This is a genomic window from Streptomyces sp. NPDC017529, assembly GCF_044329785.1.
Taxonomy (GTDB): Bacteria; Actinomycetota; Actinomycetes; order Streptomycetales; family Streptomycetaceae; genus Streptomyces.
The window spans coordinates 1-15,176 of the sequence record NZ_JBIRJY010000035.1; the positions used below are offsets into that span (position 1 = coordinate 1).

Here is a 15,176-nt window from a genome sequence, read left to right on the forward strand (position 1 = left end):
CCCGCGGAGCGGGTACCACATCGCTGCGCGATGTGCAAGCGCAGCGGTTCGCTGCGCTCACCGCACCCACCGCGGAGCGGTGGGTGATCCCCTGCGCTGCGCTTCGGGGATCGGTGGGGCCGGCCGCTGCGCGCCCGGCGGCCGCGCGGTGCGCGGCCCGAGTTGGTCGGGTGTGCCTGGTGCGGCTTGTGGGGCCTCCTGTGGGGGTGTTGCTGAGTGCTGCGCACTCCGGGGCGGGTCCGCTGCGCTCCCCCGCCCTGACGGTCCGTTACGGCTGCGCCTTCACTTCCCGAAGACCCGCTCCGCGGGTCCGGCTGGCTACGGGGATGGGGGTCGCTCGTTCGAGGCCGGGTTTCAGTGTAGCGTGTGCAGCAGAGTGATGCAGCATGTAGCGTTGGCGAAAACACGGGACACCCCCGGAGCGGCCGGGGGTGATACCGGAAGGAAGGTTGGTATGGCACGTGCAAACTTTCCGATTCTGGAAGCGTTACGCGGAAGCGGTCGAGAAGGAATTTCGCGCTAGTGAGTTCTCCGGAGGATCATTCTCGGTACAGCGCGGACCGGGCAACGATGAAGCCTTTACCGCTTCCTGGTCCTGGGTGAAGCCGGTGCATTTCCTTGCTGGCCCGTCGGAGGATCAGCCGGGTGTCACCTTGTCGTGGTCGTCGCGCCAGGGGCCTTCGGGAGACTGGTCGTACACGGTCGTCGGCGAGTCCGGGCGTAAGGACTCCGGGCTGCTGCCCGTCCCCGCTCTGGCAGCTCCCACTGCGATCGTGGGGCTGATGACCGCGCTCTGGCGTGGCCGGCACCAGTTGCTGCGCGCCACGGACGACCTGTGGGAGCGGGCCCGGGAGACGGAGTCGGCCGTCGAAAGTGCCCGTCTGCTGAGCGAGGACAAGTACGACCTCGACTACCAGCTGGACGAGGAGGAAGGCGAGAGCTTCGACCAGTGGCAGTCCGAACTGGACGGCACCAGCACTCTGGAAGGGCACGCGCCCGTGGCGCGGGCCGAGACCGAGCCCGGGCCCGACAGCGACCTCCCGCAGGACGGTGGGGAGCCCACTGACCTGATCCGCTACCGGATCGTGGCGCTATGCAATGACCCGGCGCACCCGGGCGCTGCCATGGTGACGAACTATGCCTACGGGCGGTCGGTTGAGGAGGCCGTCGCCAAGGCCCGGAAGGTTCTGGAGAGGCCGGATGGCCTGTACGGGGACCAGGGCATGTACCGGGTGGTGCAGGTGGCCGAGGAGAGTCCGTCCAGCGAGCTGCGGCAGCAGGAGGAGGCGCGCCAGCGGTACCTCACCACCATCCTGGAGAACGCCACCACCACCGTGCGCAGCCGAGAGCCGGACAACCCGGATGCGGAACTCCTCAGCCTCCTGGACGACTTCTTCACCCGCGCCGTCGTCTTCCCCGACCCGCACATCAACGGCGTTCACCCCCGGCTCCACCAGGCCACGTTCGGCTGGACCAGCGAGCCGCCCGGGATTCAGCACGCCAGTGACCCCGGACGGGCCCTGGCCCTGTTCCTCCTGGCCTACCTCGACCACCACGGCCTGGCCGTCACAAGCCCGAGGAGCGAGCAGTGAACGGGCACCAGGACACTCCCGCGCCTGCCGGCGACCTGAGCGAGGACCCCGTACGGCGGGTGAGCCAGTACCAGACGGCCGGCGTGAACGCCCGGCTGCGAATGTTCGCGCTCCTGGCCGCCCAGGGCGTGCCCGCGAACGAGGCGGACGACCTGGTCGCCGCACTGGAAGCCGGAGCAGTCGCCGGGGCGCAGTGCGAAGTGGTCGGGCTGGGCGGCAGGGCACCGGCCTCCCTGGGCGCAGATTTCGCGGACGGCTGGGACGACGGCGTGACGGCCGTGAGCAAGGCCCTGGTGGGCATCGCCGACCGGGACTGGTCACGGCGTGGCGGCCGGTCGGCCGGGGCTGCGGAGCTGGCCGTACACCTCGCGGACGTGCGCCAGCGTGAGCGGGCCGACCTGGAGCGCCTGCAGGCGTTCGTCCGAGAGACCGTGCTACCGCGTACCCACCCGTACACCACAGCGCGGCGCCGGGCACTGGAAGCCCTGGGCGAGGCCAGCGGCCTGTGCACCGCACGCACGAGGAACGCCGACGGGGACGTCATCGTCTGCACGCTCGATGCCGGGCACTACGACCCGGACGACAAGCCGCCCTTCAAGGACGGAAAGCCCGGCGGCTGGCACAAGGCCGGTGCGTCGATCTGGAACGACTCCGGCGCGGCCTGCATTCCGCACGCGGCTATCTGAAAGACCACAGGAATTCCGGCACCGGGAAGGCAAGGAAATGTCAGCGATTCCGCTCAAGGAACACCAGGTAGACCAGCGGGCCGCGTTCCGTAAGTGGGTAGGATTCCCTGCAAGATCGTCTGTGCCTCCGGAGGGTGAGCGGGGCACGATCGTGTCCGCGACCGGCTCCGGCAAGACGATCATGGCAGCCGCGAGCGCCCTGGACTGCTTCCCGGGCGGCCGGATCCTCGTCACCGTGCCGATCCTGGACCTGCTCGTGCAGACCGCCCAGGCGTGGCGGGCCGTGGGGCACACCGCGCCGATGGTCGGGGTGTGCGGGCTGGAGAACGACCCGGTGCTCAACGAGCTGGGGGTGCGCACTACCACCAATCCGATCCAGCTCGCCCTGTGGGCCGGGCACGGGCCGGTCGTCGTGTTCGCCACGTACGCCTCGCTGGTGGACCGGGATGACCCGGAAGACCCGTCCGGCCAACGGAAGGTGCGCGGGCCGCTGGAGGCCGCGCTGGCGGGCGGGGAGCGGCTGTACGGGCAGCGGATGGACGGCTTCGACCTGACCATCGTGGACGAGGCCCACGGAACCGCCGGGGACCTCGGGCGGCCGTGGGCGGCCATCCACGACAACCAGCGGATCCCCTCTCTCTTCCGCCTCTACCTCACCGCCACCCCGCGGATCCTGGCCGCGCCCCGGCCCCGGAAGGGCAAGGACGGCAAGGAGCTGGAGATCGCCAGCATGGCCGACGACCCGGACGGGACCTACGGGCGGTGGCTGGCCGAGCTCGGCCTCTCAGAAGCCATCGAGCGGGGCATCCTCGCGGGTTTCGAGATCGACGTGCTGGAGATCCGCGACCCCTCCCCCGCCCTCGGGGAATCCGAGGAGGCGCAGCGCGGCCGGCGCCTGGCCCTGTTGCAGACGGCGCTGCTGGAGCACGCCGCGCGGTGGAACCTGCGCACCGTGATGACGTTCCACCAGAGCGTTGAGGAGGCCGCGGCGTTCGCGGACAAGCTGCCGCACACGGCGGCGGAGCTGTACGTCAACGACGCCTCGGACGAAGACCTGGCGGCCGCGGACCAGCTCCCCGCGTCGTCGATCGACGCACAGTTCTACGATCTGGAGGCCGGCCGCCACGTCCCGCCGGACCGCGTGTGGGCGGCGTGGCTGTGCGGCGACCACCTCGTCAGCGAGCGGCGCGAGGTGCTGCGCCAGTTCGCCAACGGCATCGACGCGGCCGGCCGCCGGGTGCACCGCGCCTTCCTCGCCTCCGTACGCGTGCTCGGAGAGGGCGTGGACATCACCGGCGAACGAGGAGTCGAAGCGATCTGCTTCGCCGACACCCGCGGCTCCCAGGTCGAGATCATGCAGAACATCGGCCGGGCGCTGCGCCCCAACCGCGACGGCCGTACGAAGACCGCCCGCGTCATCGTCCCCGTCTTCCTCCAGCCCGGCGAGAACCCGACCGACATGGTCGCCTCCGCCAGCTTCCGCCCCCTCGTAGCCGTACTCCAGGGCCTGCGCTCCCACGACGAGCGCATGGTCGAACAGCTCGCCTCCCGCGCCCTGACCCGCAGCAAGCACCAGCGGCGCAAGGTGCACGTCAAACGCGACGAGCAGGGCCGGATCATCGGCGCCGGCACCGAAGGCGACGGTGAGGACCAGGAGCAGGACGACACGGACGCGGCGGCCGAGTCGGCGCTGCTGCACTTCTCCACCCCGCGCGACGCCACCACCATCGCAGCATTCCTGCGCACGCGGGTCTACCGGCCGGAGCCCCTCGTATGGCTGCAGGGCTACCAGGCCCTCATCCGCTGGCGCGCCGAGAACAAGATCACCGGCCTGTACGCCGTCCCCTACGACATCGAGACGACCGTCGGCGTCACCGAGGACTTCCCGCTTGGGCGCTGGGTCCACCAACAGCGGAAGGCGTTGCGGGCAGGTGAGCTGGAGCCGCGGCGCAAGGAACTCCTGGACACCCCGGAGGCCGGGATGGTGTGGGAGCCGGGCGAAGAAGCCTGGGAGAACAAGCTCGCCGCGCTGCGCTCCTACCGGCGAGCCACCGGACACCTCGCCCCCCGGCAGGACACCATGTGGGGCGAGAGCGACGCCGAGGGCCTGATGCCCGTCGGGCAACACATGGCCAACCTCCGCAGGAAGGGCGGCCTGGGCAAGGACGCGGAACGGGCGGCGGAGCGCGCGAAGCAGCTGACCACGATCGACCCGGACTGGAACTGCTCCTGGCCGCTGGACTGGCAGCGGCACTACCGGGTGCTCGCCGACCTCCTCGACGCCGACGGCCCCACCATCCTGGCCGAGATCCAGCCCGGCGTGCTCTTCGACGGTGACGATCTCGGGCGGTGGCTGGAGCGGCAGGCGAACGCGTGGGCGGAGCTGTCGGAGGAACAGCAGCGGCGGCTGTCCGAGCTGGGCGTCAAACCCGCCGAGCGGCCCGCTGCGGCCCCGGCGGCCAAGGGCGCCGGGAAGACGGCCGGGAAGACGGCAGCGGCCTTCCAGCGCGGTGTTGCGGCCCTCGCCCAGTACATCGCCCGCGAAGGCCACCACCGCGTCCCCAGAAACCACACAGAGCAGCTCACCCTCGAAGGCGAGGACGCGCCGGTGACCGTGAAGCTGGGAGTGTGGCTCTCGAACACCAAGAGCCGGCGGGACAAGCTCACCCCCGAACAGCGGGAAACGCTGCGGGAACTGGGCGTCGAATGGGCCTGACTCGGTACCTGCGACCTCATCGAACAGTACGGGCCGCCCTCCGAACAGGGCTACTACTGAGACAGTCACCCGATCGGGGAAGCACGTTCGGCGCCACGGCTCAGGCGAGGCTCCGCGACGCGATCAGCCGGTTGGTCAGCTCTACCGTGGCGAGGTACCACCAGAAGATCCAGTCGAGGAATGCTTCGTCGTACTCGCCGCGCTGGTCGGCCCGGCGGTGGCGCAGGTCGAAGCGGTTGGCGATCTCGAACAGCGCGCCTTCGTCCTTCCCGAGGTGCTGCTTGATCAGGGCACGGCGTTCCTCAAGGATGCGGGCGAGGTTGAAGATGGCTGATCGCTTGCTCTCGGCTGACGTGTCACGCCCTCGGAAGAGGGCGATGGCGTGGCGGACGCCGGCGGTGGTGTCGGGTGGGCTGTCGTTGAGGGCGCGGTGCACCAGCTGGCTTCGGGCATCGTCGGTGACGGCGACCAGGCGCCCGAGGTCCTCGCCCTCGGCGGCCAGTTCGTAATCGATGTCGGCCTCGCGCAATAGCTGGTTGACTTTCCACCGGTACAGGACGCGTGCCGGGCCGTTGTGAAACTCCGAGTGGTGCCATCCGCAGCCGCTGTAGGAGTGGAAGCGCCGTGTACGGGGGCGGCTCACCAGGTCGTGGAACACCTCGATCAGCCCGTAGAAGGTGTCTTCGCCCCACGTCTCCGGCGCCAGCGGCCACAGATCAGGGATGCCAAGTCGCCTGTCGATCACGTCGGAGGGGTCAGGCAGCTCGCTGTGATCGTCGATGCATTCCTCGCCGAAGGCTTCGACCAGGTAGCCGTTGTCGGCGAACTCGCCGATGAGCCGTGCGAAGTCCCGTCGGGTGTCCCGCACAGTACTGCCATCGTGAGCGAGCCCATTGCCGCGGCGCTGCGGCCAGTACGGCCGGGGCGCGGACGCATGCCTGAGCTCGGGCGCCCGGCGGATGAGTTCGGTGAACCAGTCGTGCTGGTCCATCACGGTCCGTTTAGTGCCCCAGCCGGTGGCGGTGGTCGCCCAGGGATCGGATGTTGGCGCGGTGTGGTTGGGCAGGTCCTCGAAGTCGGCGACTGCGGTTGTGCCGGCCAGGGCCTCCGTCATGAGCCAGATAGCCCGGTCCTGCCAGAAGCCCGCGGACCGGAGCACGCGCTCGCCCTCGGATATGAACAGCGATGCGGGCCAGCGGAGTTCGTAGTTGCTCAGATCCAGACTCATCACAACATCATCACCCATAGGAGATGTGTCCCGCCCCTGGGCGATGAATTCCCGTATCAGTTCCGGATGAGCTCCTGGAACTGCGGACATCCCACCGCGTGCCACTCCCGGACGAGGACTTCCCCGGCAACGACCACGACCTCCGCGTGCCACGGCAGACAGTCGTGGCACGCACGGATCTCGTACGAGTTGCCGTCTTCGTCGAACGCCTTGAGATCGACGGAGCCGACCGGCGCCCGGTAGGTGACGTCCTGCTGCGGATCGGTGCCTTCTGCCATGGCGGCCAGTATCTACCAGCGCTCAGGTGGCCTTCGGGGCAAGGAACGTGACCCGTCCGCCACGATCGTCAGCGGGACCGCACAGGACTGCCCGCTTTGCCGCCACACCTGCAGGAACGCTGCGGGAAGCGGCGAGGGCGTTGTCAGTGGGTGGCCATAGCCTGGCGAGACGGGAACCGCAGAGAGGCACGCCTATGAATGCCAGTTACTACCGGAGCCAGCTGGACAGAAAGAACAGGGCTCGCGCTGACGCGGAGAAGAAGGTCGGCGAGTTCCGCAAGAAGGAAGCCGACAAGCGCGCGAAGGCCACGAAGGAGAAAGCCGCAGCCGCCAAGGCGAGCAGTCAGGGCACCGTCAACAGCAAGCAGCGTGCTGCCCAGCGGTACGAGGACGAGGCCAACAAAGCTGGCCAGGACGCCAGCACGTGGAGCGCCAAGGTCGGCAAGCTCTCGAAGGAGGCAGCTGACCTGTCGGCCAAGCTGGCGAAGGCGGAGCAGGCTGAGCGGGCGGCCGCGGAGAAGGCTCGCCAGCGTGAACAGCAGAAGACGGAGCGGCGTGCCGCGGCTGAGCAGCAGAAGCTCGAGAGCCGCCTGTCGACGACGGAGGGTCAGGTGCGCACGGTGATGAGGGAACTGCGGGCGCCGAAGCCGGAGAAACTGCGGGTTCTGCTGCTGGCAGCCGCCTCCGCCGGTGACCTGCGAGTCGGCCAGGAACAGCAGAGGATTCGCGCGGCCGTGCAGAGTGCCACCCATCGGGACCTTGTCGACCTGGATCTTCACCCGGCCGCGACGGCGGATGTCTTCCTGGACGCACTGACCCGGTTCCGTCCCCACGTCGTGCACTTCTCCGGTCACAGCACGCAGGACCTGATCGCATTCGAGAAAGGCGAGGACGGCTTCCACGAAGGTGCCATCGTCAGCGCCGGCGCCTTCGCCCGGGCCATCGCCGCCGTGGACGACAAGCCGCTGCTGGTCCTGCTCAACTCCTGCCACTCCGCAGCCCAGACCGGGAAGCTGGTCGACACCGTGCCGTTCGCCATCGGCATGTCCGACAGCATCGGCGATGTCGACGCCATTACCTACGCCGCCCGGTTCTACGCCGCCGTCGCCGACGGCCAGTCCGTCCAAGCCGCCCACCTGCTCAGCCGGGCGGCCATCGAAATGAACGGCCTGCTCGACCGCGACCTGCCGACCCTGGCCTGTGCAGCGGACGTCGACCCGAGCGCTACGAAGCTGGTGACGCCGCCTCCGGAGTAGGACGTGGGCATCTCGTGCATGAGCATCCGATCCCCTGCTGTGGATACGTCGGCGAGCCCGGACCGATCGGTCCGGGCTCGCAGGCTGTTCGGGCGCTGTTGCTACAGGTCGGACTCGAGATGCTCGATGTCCGTGAAGCGGGCTTCCTCCAGTTGGCCCGCGCGGTGGCCGTTGTCCTGGAAGTACATCTCTTTGAGTGCTTCGGCGGCGCCCCGCTGGAGCTGCTGACCGCTGGCCTCCTGCTCCTGGGCATCGAAAAGGCGGGCGGCGTAGCGGGGCGGCAACGCGACGGTCAGGTGCCGGAGGCGGTCCTCGTCCGTCGTGCCGATGAGTGCGGTGTAGCCGGTGCGGGCGCGGGTGTCGATGACGATGCCGCCGGTTGTCGCTGCCTTCTGCCGCGCCTGGGGAGGTCCTGCTGGACGGCCTGGAGACCGCGCATCCGTCTCAGCCGGGGAGCAGCCGGAAGCGGGCAGTGGGGCCGGACAGGGTGTTCCTCCGGCCGGCTGCGCTGTCGTCGGGTCAGCCGAAGCCGAGCGTCTCGCGTGCGAAGTCGGCTGGGGCAGCGGCAGGACGGGGAACCCAGCACGCGCACATGCACGCCCTACCCTCCGCTACCTCAAACCCCCACGGCCCCGTGCAAAACACCCCAATGATCGAGGACGCTCCATGACACCGCCCGATCCGGACCTCGACGCGCTACGGCGACACCTCGCGCACCTGCGGGCCGCCCGCGGGTGGAGCTACGACAAGCTCGCCGCCCGCAGCGGCCTGGCCCGCCGCACCCTCATCGACATCGAACAGGGCCGCACCACCGGCTCCCTGAAAACCTGGCACGCCCTCGCCCACACCCTGAACACCCCCTCGAAGACCTCCTCGGCACACTGTGCCGAGGACACCACCCACCAGCGCCGGACAACGGACAACACCCCGACGCCAAAGCCGTCACCACACAGCAGGCGACCACACCGCCACCCGGCCCCCACCCGACCCACCACACCCTGACCCGCGAAAACACCATCCGAGCCTTTACACCCGGACCACCACCTCCAGCACACCAACATCAATCCCTCCACACCCCGCACAACACCAGCCCACACCCCACCCCGGCCCACCCGCACCCCCAACAACCCATCCCAGAAAACCCACAACACCCCAGCTCACACCCCGCCCCTCACCCCAACCACACCCCCCGAAAATCACAGCAGGTCTGGCCGAGCACAGCCGGGACGTGACCGTGCTCGGCAACGGTGCGTACGCCCATACGGGCCTGGTCGTCCCGCACCGCAAACGTCGTGGCCGACCGCTGCTGCAAGGCGAGGAAGAGGACAACGACGGACAGCGCGGCGAACTGACACTTTACCCACTTACCCGGCATGCCAGCGGCTTGCTCACGCGAGCATGCGGGCGGCTCTCGGTCGACGGTGCACAATCAACCGATCGCCTGATCGAATCATCGGGCGTCGAGCAATCGGGCGAGAATGGGAGTGCGGTGTGAGTGGGGCTGGGGAGCGGGACGGGTCGTCCGTGTCCGACGAGGAGTGGGAACGGTTCTTGCGTGAATCGGTGACGGGTGCAGCCGGGGCCCCTGTGGAGCCGTCGGCGCGTGCCCGTGAGGTGCAGCGGCGGCTGCGGGAGCGTCCCAGGCAGGCGGAGGGCTGGCGTTCGTACTCACCGGCCCGGCCCCGGCGCAGCAGAACAGGCTGGTACGTGACCGGGCTGGTGGCGGCTGTGGTCCTCTTGGTCGTGGGGGTCTTCCCGCAGCAGGTCGTCGGCTGGTTCGGTGGCAGCGACGGCGGGCGGGACGGGGCGCCGTCGGCCGCCGAGTCGGAACGCCTGCGGGAGGCGCCCGGCGCCGGGACGGCTTTGCGCCCTACCCTCGCCGAACCGTTCCGGGGTTCACCTGCCGCCCGCTGGGCCGACGGAGCGGCAGGGATCACGGTGCCACCGGCCAGGGCGACCGGCTGGATGGACGCCGCTCAGGTCGAGCGGGCACTGCGGCAAAGCCGTGACTTCCTGGTGGCCGCAGGTCTCGACTCCGGCGTGCTGCGTGGCGAGCGGCCCGCGACGGCGATCGCGCTGCTGAACCCGCACCAGACGGACGTCCAGGAGTATCTCCGTAGAGCCCTGTCGTCGACGGCGCCCGCTCCCCAGGCCGACCCGTTGCTGTTGTTCAGCCGCTTTCGGCCGGAGCAGGCCCGGCTGGTCGGTGACGTGGTCAAGACGCGCGGCCGGCTCACATACCAGGAAGGGAAACGGGGGGCGGTCGAGGTGACGGCGGACGTCACCTTTGTCTACCCGGTCACCCCAGCGGGCGACGGCGGGCGGGATGCCGAGGTCGTCCGTACGATCGTGCGGCGCAAGGTGGTGATGAGCTGGGACGACCCGGCCAAGGTCATCACTGAACCGGGCACGATGTCCCTCGTCTCGTACGCGCTCGATATGACCAACGGCGGCTGCTCCGCCCCGACCGGCTACTTCGTGCCGCCCTTCGGCACAGCGCACGAGCAGCCCGCCGACGAGGCCCACCGGGTCGACCCGTACGACCGCAGCAAGCCGATCGACTCGAGCAATCGCACGACAGCCATGGGCAGCGACTGCGCGACTGCCACCCGCTCCTAAAGCCGGCCGTCGCGAGGGCAGCGCCGAGGCTCAGGGCCGATTGACGATGACGAGGACGTAGGTCAGCCCCACGACGCACGGCGCCAGGCAAGCGAAGGCCACTCGGCGGGCGGCGTTGCGCTGCCCGCCGGGCCAGCACCCAGGACGAACCCAGGGACAACCCGTCGCGGCAGCTTCCCGGACCGCGTGTTCACGTTCGACGAGTTCGGGCCGCTCGGTATCCGCACCACCGCCGGGGCCGGCCGGACTCCGCCAGTCACCCCGAGCGCCATCCCGCGACCTACCACCACACCAACGGGGTGCGGTACTTCCATGGCTGCTATGCCGTCGGCGACGACTGGTTGTGGGGCGTCAACCGCCGCAAGAGCGGTGCGGTGAACGCCCTCGCTGCACCAAGGCCGATCCTGGCCGCGCGCCCGGACGGCGCCCCGATCTGCGTCAACCTGGACAACGTGTCCGCCCACAAGGGCGACAAGATCCGTCGCTGGGCGAAGAAGAACCGCGTCGAGCTGGGCTTCAGCCCGGCCTACGCCTCTTGGGCCCACCCAATTGAAGCTCATCTCTGGCCACTGCAGCAGTTCACGGCCGCCAACTCCAACCACCGCAACCACAGTGTGCAGACCCAGGCCCTGCACACTCACCTCCGCTGGCGCAACGCCAACGCTCGCCGCCCCGAGTCCTCGCGGCGCAGCGTCGCGAACGCGCCCGCATTCGCATTCGCAGCGGGAGGAAATCGGCAGGCTGACCGTCTTCGCCGAGTCCTTCGCGACCCACACTGTCTGAGCGCCGAGCTGGCCAGCCTCTTAGCTGGCCGGTGCTGAATGAAGAGGACAGTTTCCTGGTCGGGGGTGCGGGACGTTGAGGTTGGACACTGGCTGCAGAGGCAAGGACCAGGCGCGGCGGATGGTTTTGATCAGTCGACGGGCGCTGTGCGGGGAGATGCCGAGTTCCTGCCGTGCTTCGGCCAGCCGTTCTGCATCACCGTCCGGGCCGTGGGCGGCGGCTTGTTGGGCACGGTGGGCGAGTCGGCTGGTGCTGAAGATGTCGAGCAGGGTGAGGGAGAAGTAGGCGTATGCGGAAGCTTCGTCGATGAGCTGGCGGGCATCGTCGGCCAGCTCACCGTCGTTCAGCCGTGAGCGGTCATCGCCGGTGTGGAAGGCGAAGTCCTCCAGGGCCTGCTGCAGGGCGCCTTCCGTGCACGGACAAGGGGGTGCGCAGGTAGCCGCACAGGGTGCGGAAGGCGCTGAGGATGCCGCTGGTGTCGTCGGTCCAGCGCTGGTTGCTGAGCAGGGTGCGGAAGCCGGCGAGGGTTTCGGAGAGCTCTTCCATGATCAGGTGGCGGGAGATGACGGTGAGCTCGTGGGACTGCGACTTGTCCTGCATCTCCTTGATCTGCAGCCCGTAGCGCAGGAGGTCGCGCAGGACGCCGCCGGACAGGGCGTGGGCGAGGGCGGCGTAGGGGCCAGCCAGGGTTTCGGAGCGTGTGGTGAGGATGGTGCGCGACTCGGCGAGGGTGCTGGGCTGGACGTGGAGGATGTCGTCCAGAGAGCTGTCGGTGACATCGCGGTGAGGCAGGCCGCGGCGCACGAAGGCGGCTCCGACGTCTTCGGCGACCGAGATCAGGTAGTAGACGTGAGGCACGCCGAGGATGGCTTTGATCTCGCTGAGGAAGGCCAGGGCCTGGGGGGCGGAGCCGAGGCGGTCCACCTCATCGATGGCGATGACCACGGCTTTGCCCTGCGCGGCGTTCTCCGCGGCGATGCGTGCCAGCAGGGTGCGGAAGTCCTCCACCAGGGCGGGGAAGTTCGGGGGGATGGTGGAGATGGAGGACATGTGGGAGGTGCCCAGGCTCAGCATCTGGGAGGCGCCGGTGGTCAGCGCGTGCGAGGAGGTCTGGGTGGTCTGCAGGCGGTAGAGGTGGTTGCGGCAGCGGGTCACCAGTTGCGGTTCTGCCGGGCGCGGACGCCAGTGTCCCACACGGGCCAGGAGGGCCCCGGCCACGATGCCCGTCAGGCGCAGCGGGTTTTCGGGGTCCGCCAGGAGTGCGTAAGTGCTCGGGTTGCGGACGAGGATGAGCAGGAAGGCGACTCCGGCAGCTGTGTCGGAGGCCACGGCCGTGTCGGTGACGGGCGCGGCCTCCGGAGTCATTCATCAGGGGCGGTCTGGGGCCGGTTTTGGGGTTACCGAGAAGATGCGTAACCAGCAACGTGTACCTCTGTCCCCCTTGGAGCACACGTCAGATTCCGGTTTCGGTGAGGGAGGAACCCTTCGCAGTGTTTCAGTCGTCAACGTCCGTTTGCGCGTAGGGGTTGGCTTCTCCGGTCCAGGGGTTGATCCCTTGGGCGCGGAGTCGCTTTTCTTCACGGCGACAAAGGAAGGTGATGTGACTTTCGCCCCACAGGTCCGTGCCGCTGAGTGGGCACTCGGCGAATTCAGCCCTGAACATTTTCACCAGGAATTCCGCCATGTTGCATTCGTAGACGGTCCACGGAGTGTCCGCGTGTCGCCCCCAGACGGCTACGGGCCACTGGTCCGGGTCATTACCGGTGGTCAGCCAGCACAGGATGTCGCCGTTAGCGTCTACGCCCCATGCGATCAGCGGGACGGCATCTGGGCCGCCGACGGGAACTGGCTCCCATTCGCCGCGTGCGTTGGCCGTCTCTTGCGCCATCTCTGACTCAAGGCCGTTATCGCCTGTCGTCCGCGGCGAAAGTACCGCCAGGAAATTATTGAGGCCACCTTCTCCGTAGACCGTGATGAATCTGCGGTAATCGCCTGGAAGGCGTGTACCCCAGGCATTTTCAACGTCTACCCAATCGATGCCGCTGTCTCCTGCGCCGGCGTGCGGGGGCATCACACGGATCAGTTCACCCCACGTCGCTTCGTCCATTTCTGCTTCTCCCTTTCTTGTCATCGTGTTCCTCCGGTGGGAACCGGGTTCCCTCCGGAGGTGAACAATCCCAGATTCTTCCACCCGCGCTGGGGGCTGAAGAGTGAGTTCGGCACCGGTTCATCGAACGACAGGCCGCCTGCCCTGCCGTCCGGGAAGGACCCATGCGCCCGCAGGTGGAAGGCGACCGGAACGGTGCGGGGCCCGGAGTACTCAGGTGTCACTTGGTATTCGACAACCTGGCCGGCTTTCACGGCCTGTTTGACCCGTGACTCGAAGCTCACCATGTGGTCAACCAGGCGTCCTTCCCCGCGCGGAGCGGCAGCCGTTCCAGGCGAAGCTGTACGATCCCGTCCCGGTGACGCCGCCCGTGTGGTTGCGGGACCACTCGTCGTAGGTCAGGGCTCCCCCGCCGGCGCCGATGCTGATTGCGGTACCCCACCCGACGGCTTCCCAGATTGCGATGCCTCCGATTACCGGAGGGATGACGTGTCCGCTCGGGTCCGTGTGGTCCACCGGGTCTCCGTTGCCGTACACGTAGCGGTTGGCCTGGGCCGAGGGTGTCGGCTGCAGTCGCCAGGTGTCGCGTGAGGCGAAGGCGCCGGTGTTCGGCTGGTACCAGCGGGCGGCCATGTTGACCTCTTTGGTGGACGGGTCGGTCCAGCCGGACTGGTAACCCAGGGACGCGGTGGCGCCTTCGTGGGCGGTGACCGTGCCGAAGGGGTCGTAGGCGGTGGAACCGGTGATCTCGGAGCCGTCCGGGAACAGGCCGGCCACCAGGTCGGTGTGCTGGTCGGTCAGTGCGCGGCGTGCGCTCTCGCCCTTGCCGCCCATGGCGAGCAGGGCGCCGTCGGGGGTGCGGCTGTAGGTGTGCATGCCGTCGCCGACGAGGTTGTTGGATCCGCCGTCGTGGGTGAATTCGGTCTGTCCGCGTCCGGTGACGCGGTCCAGGGAGTCGTATCCGTAGCTGGTGCCGCCGTCGGTGATCCGGCGTTCGAAGGCGTCGGTCGTCAGCTCACGCGCCGTGCCCGATGCGGGGGTGGCGGAGGCCAGGGTGCCTCGGGCGGTATAGCGGTAGGTGGTGTTGCCTTCCTGGAGCAGCCGGTTGCGTTCGTCGTAGCTGGCGGTGGTGCCGCCGTTCTTGACGCGATTGCCGGCTGCGTCCCACTCGTAGGTGGTGGTGGCGTCGCCGCTGGTCCATGAGGACAGGCGGCCTGCCTGGTCGTAGGTGTAGGTATTGTCGCCGGCGCCAGCGGTGCCGCGGGGCGTCTTGTGGGTCAGGCGGCCGTCGGGGTCGTAGGCGTAGTGGACCGTGATCGGTACCCCATCGCCGTCGTAGCACTCCGGCCGTGTGCTTTCCGGGAAGACCACGACTCGTACCCGCAGGAACCCCGCGCCGGGCAGCAACCCGACGCTCCCCACCGGACAACGGCAGCTGGCTTCCAGCCGGTTCGCCGCGTCCGGCCGGGGCGAAGGCCTGGCGAAGCCACGCGTGACCGAGGCGCGAAGCCGGCGGCCAGGGCGGGTGAGGGGACGCCGGGCGGGTCCATCGCGGTGCCGATTGCCGCACCAACCGGGGCGCAGCCCCGTCCCGGACTCATTAGAGTCGGCGGCATGGTGACACCAGCACTGTGAGCCCGCACATGGAGTGGTCAAACCTTCGACAATCCCACCAGGGACACGCTGCTCGACCTGCTGAGCGAGATGAACCGGCGCCACCGCTGCGTGACCGTGGAACGCCTCTCCACTGAGCCGCCCGGCCAGGACTGCATGCAGGTCCGTCTCAATGACGACTGGAGCTGCCGGCTGGAATATTGGGGCGGCGGCCCCAAGCAACACTTCCAGGCCCACGTGCCGGGCCCGTTCGAGATGGCGGGGCACGATATTGCGGCCCGCGTCCTCACCTCCTGG

At 68.8% G+C, this 15,176-nt stretch carries 11 protein-coding genes and 4 pseudogenes; 9 read left to right on the forward strand and 6 right to left on the reverse strand.

Features of this window, described 5'->3' with window-relative positions; genetic code table 11:
* Positions 1 to 653 precede the first annotated feature (653 nt).
* Genes ACH4K4_RS37580 through ACH4K4_RS37590 form a run of 3 tightly spaced genes read left to right on the forward strand, consistent with a single transcriptional unit; the run spans position 654 to position 4,994 of the window.
* Positions 654 to 1,592: a hypothetical protein gene (locus ACH4K4_RS37580; protein ID WP_398174498.1), complete on the forward strand. Its 939-nt coding sequence runs from the start codon at positions 654 to 656 to the stop codon at positions 1,590 to 1,592.
* Positions 1,589 to 2,278 carry a hypothetical protein gene (locus ACH4K4_RS37585; protein WP_398174501.1) on the forward strand — a complete coding sequence of 230 codons (690 nt, stop codon included), beginning with the start codon at positions 1,589 to 1,591 and terminating at the stop codon, positions 2,276 to 2,278. Before ACH4K4_RS37580 ends, ACH4K4_RS37585 begins: the two co-directional genes overlap by 4 nt.
* A 37-nt stretch (positions 2,279 to 2,315) precedes the next feature.
* Positions 2,316 to 4,994, forward strand: coding sequence for a Helicase associated domain protein (locus ACH4K4_RS37590; protein ID WP_398174503.1), 2,679 nt, complete (start codon positions 2,316 to 2,318; stop codon positions 4,992 to 4,994).
* A gap of 100 nt (positions 4,995 to 5,094) precedes the next feature.
* On the opposite strand, the gene ACH4K4_RS37595 is transcribed toward ACH4K4_RS37590, so the two are convergent.
* Positions 5,095 to 6,222, reverse strand: coding sequence for a hypothetical protein (locus tag ACH4K4_RS37595; RefSeq protein WP_398174506.1), 1,128 nt, complete (start codon positions 6,220 to 6,222; stop codon positions 5,095 to 5,097).
* 56 nt (positions 6,223 to 6,278) lie between these two features.
* Complete coding sequence (locus ACH4K4_RS37600; protein ID WP_398174509.1) at positions 6,279 to 6,500, reverse strand: hypothetical protein; 222 nt, start codon at positions 6,498 to 6,500, stop codon at positions 6,279 to 6,281.
* A gap of 194 nt (positions 6,501 to 6,694) precedes the next feature.
* On the opposite strand from ACH4K4_RS37600, the gene ACH4K4_RS37605 reads away from it, so the two are divergent.
* Positions 6,695 to 7,756 (forward strand): hypothetical protein, encoded by a 1,062-nt coding sequence (locus ACH4K4_RS37605; RefSeq protein ID WP_398174512.1) that lies wholly within the window; start codon positions 6,695 to 6,697, stop codon positions 7,754 to 7,756.
* A gap of 101 nt (positions 7,757 to 7,857) precedes the next feature.
* On the opposite strand, the pseudogene tpg reads toward ACH4K4_RS37605, so the two are convergent.
* Positions 7,858 to 8,160 (reverse strand): annotated as a pseudogene (gene tpg, locus ACH4K4_RS37610) (telomere-protecting terminal protein Tpg); the annotation flags it as partial.
* 262 nt (positions 8,161 to 8,422) lie between these two features.
* On the opposite strand from tpg, the pseudogene ACH4K4_RS37615 reads away from it, so the two are divergent.
* The 5 genes and pseudogenes from ACH4K4_RS37615 to ACH4K4_RS37635 form a co-directional block, all read left to right on the forward strand.
* Positions 8,423 to 8,667 (forward strand): annotated as a pseudogene (locus tag ACH4K4_RS37615) (helix-turn-helix transcriptional regulator); the annotation flags it as partial.
* Positions 8,668 to 8,987: 320 nt separating this feature from the next.
* Positions 8,988 to 9,098, forward strand: a pseudogene (locus tag ACH4K4_RS37620) (IS5/IS1182 family transposase); the annotation flags it as partial.
* 182 nt (positions 9,099 to 9,280) lie between these two features.
* Positions 9,281 to 10,375, forward strand: coding sequence for a hypothetical protein (locus ACH4K4_RS37625; protein ID WP_398174579.1), 1,095 nt, complete (start codon positions 9,281 to 9,283; stop codon positions 10,373 to 10,375).
* Positions 10,376 to 10,549: 174 nt separating this feature from the next.
* Positions 10,550 to 11,120, forward strand: a pseudogene (locus ACH4K4_RS37630) (transposase); the annotation flags it as partial.
* Positions 11,121 to 11,223: 103 nt separating this feature from the next.
* A complete protein-coding gene (locus tag ACH4K4_RS37635; protein WP_398174515.1) occupies positions 11,224 to 11,511 on the forward strand; it encodes a hypothetical protein in 288 nt (95 codons plus the stop codon).
* A gap of 4 nt (positions 11,512 to 11,515) precedes the next feature.
* Here the strand turns inward: ACH4K4_RS37635 and ACH4K4_RS37640 are convergent, their stop codons facing one another.
* From ACH4K4_RS37640 to ACH4K4_RS37650, 3 genes are all read right to left on the reverse strand, one after another.
* Complete coding sequence (locus ACH4K4_RS37640) at positions 11,516 to 12,487, reverse strand: hypothetical protein (RefSeq protein ID WP_398174518.1); 972 nt, start codon at positions 12,485 to 12,487, stop codon at positions 11,516 to 11,518.
* Positions 12,488 to 12,653: 166 nt separating this feature from the next.
* Positions 12,654 to 13,265: an SMI1/KNR4 family protein gene (locus tag ACH4K4_RS37645; protein ID WP_398174521.1), complete on the reverse strand. Its 612-nt coding sequence runs from the start codon at positions 13,263 to 13,265 to the stop codon at positions 12,654 to 12,656.
* 291 nt (positions 13,266 to 13,556) lie between these two features.
* Positions 13,557 to 14,687, reverse strand: a complete 1,131-nt coding sequence (locus ACH4K4_RS37650) for an RHS repeat-associated core domain-containing protein (protein ID WP_398174524.1) — start codon at positions 14,685 to 14,687, stop codon at positions 13,557 to 13,559.
* Positions 14,688 to 15,176 lie beyond the last annotated feature (489 nt).

Excerpts from the sequence above, each read along its gene's own strand:
- ACH4K4_RS37590 (WP_398174503.1), top strand. The coding sequence starts at position 2,316 with ATGTCAGCGATTCCGCTCAAGGAACACCAGGTAGACCAGCGGGCCGCG.
- ACH4K4_RS37595 (WP_398174506.1), bottom strand. The coding sequence starts at position 6,222 with ATGAGTCTGGATCTGAGCAACTACGAACTCCGCTGGCCCGCATCGCTG.
- ACH4K4_RS37600 (WP_398174509.1), bottom strand. The coding sequence starts at position 6,500 with ATGGCAGAAGGCACCGATCCGCAGCAGGACGTCACCTACCGGGCGCCG.
- ACH4K4_RS37605 (WP_398174512.1), top strand. The coding sequence starts at position 6,695 with ATGAATGCCAGTTACTACCGGAGCCAGCTGGACAGAAAGAACAGGGCT.
- ACH4K4_RS37645 (WP_398174521.1), bottom strand. The coding sequence starts at position 13,265 with ATGGACGAAGCGACGTGGGGTGAACTGATCCGTGTGATGCCCCCGCAC.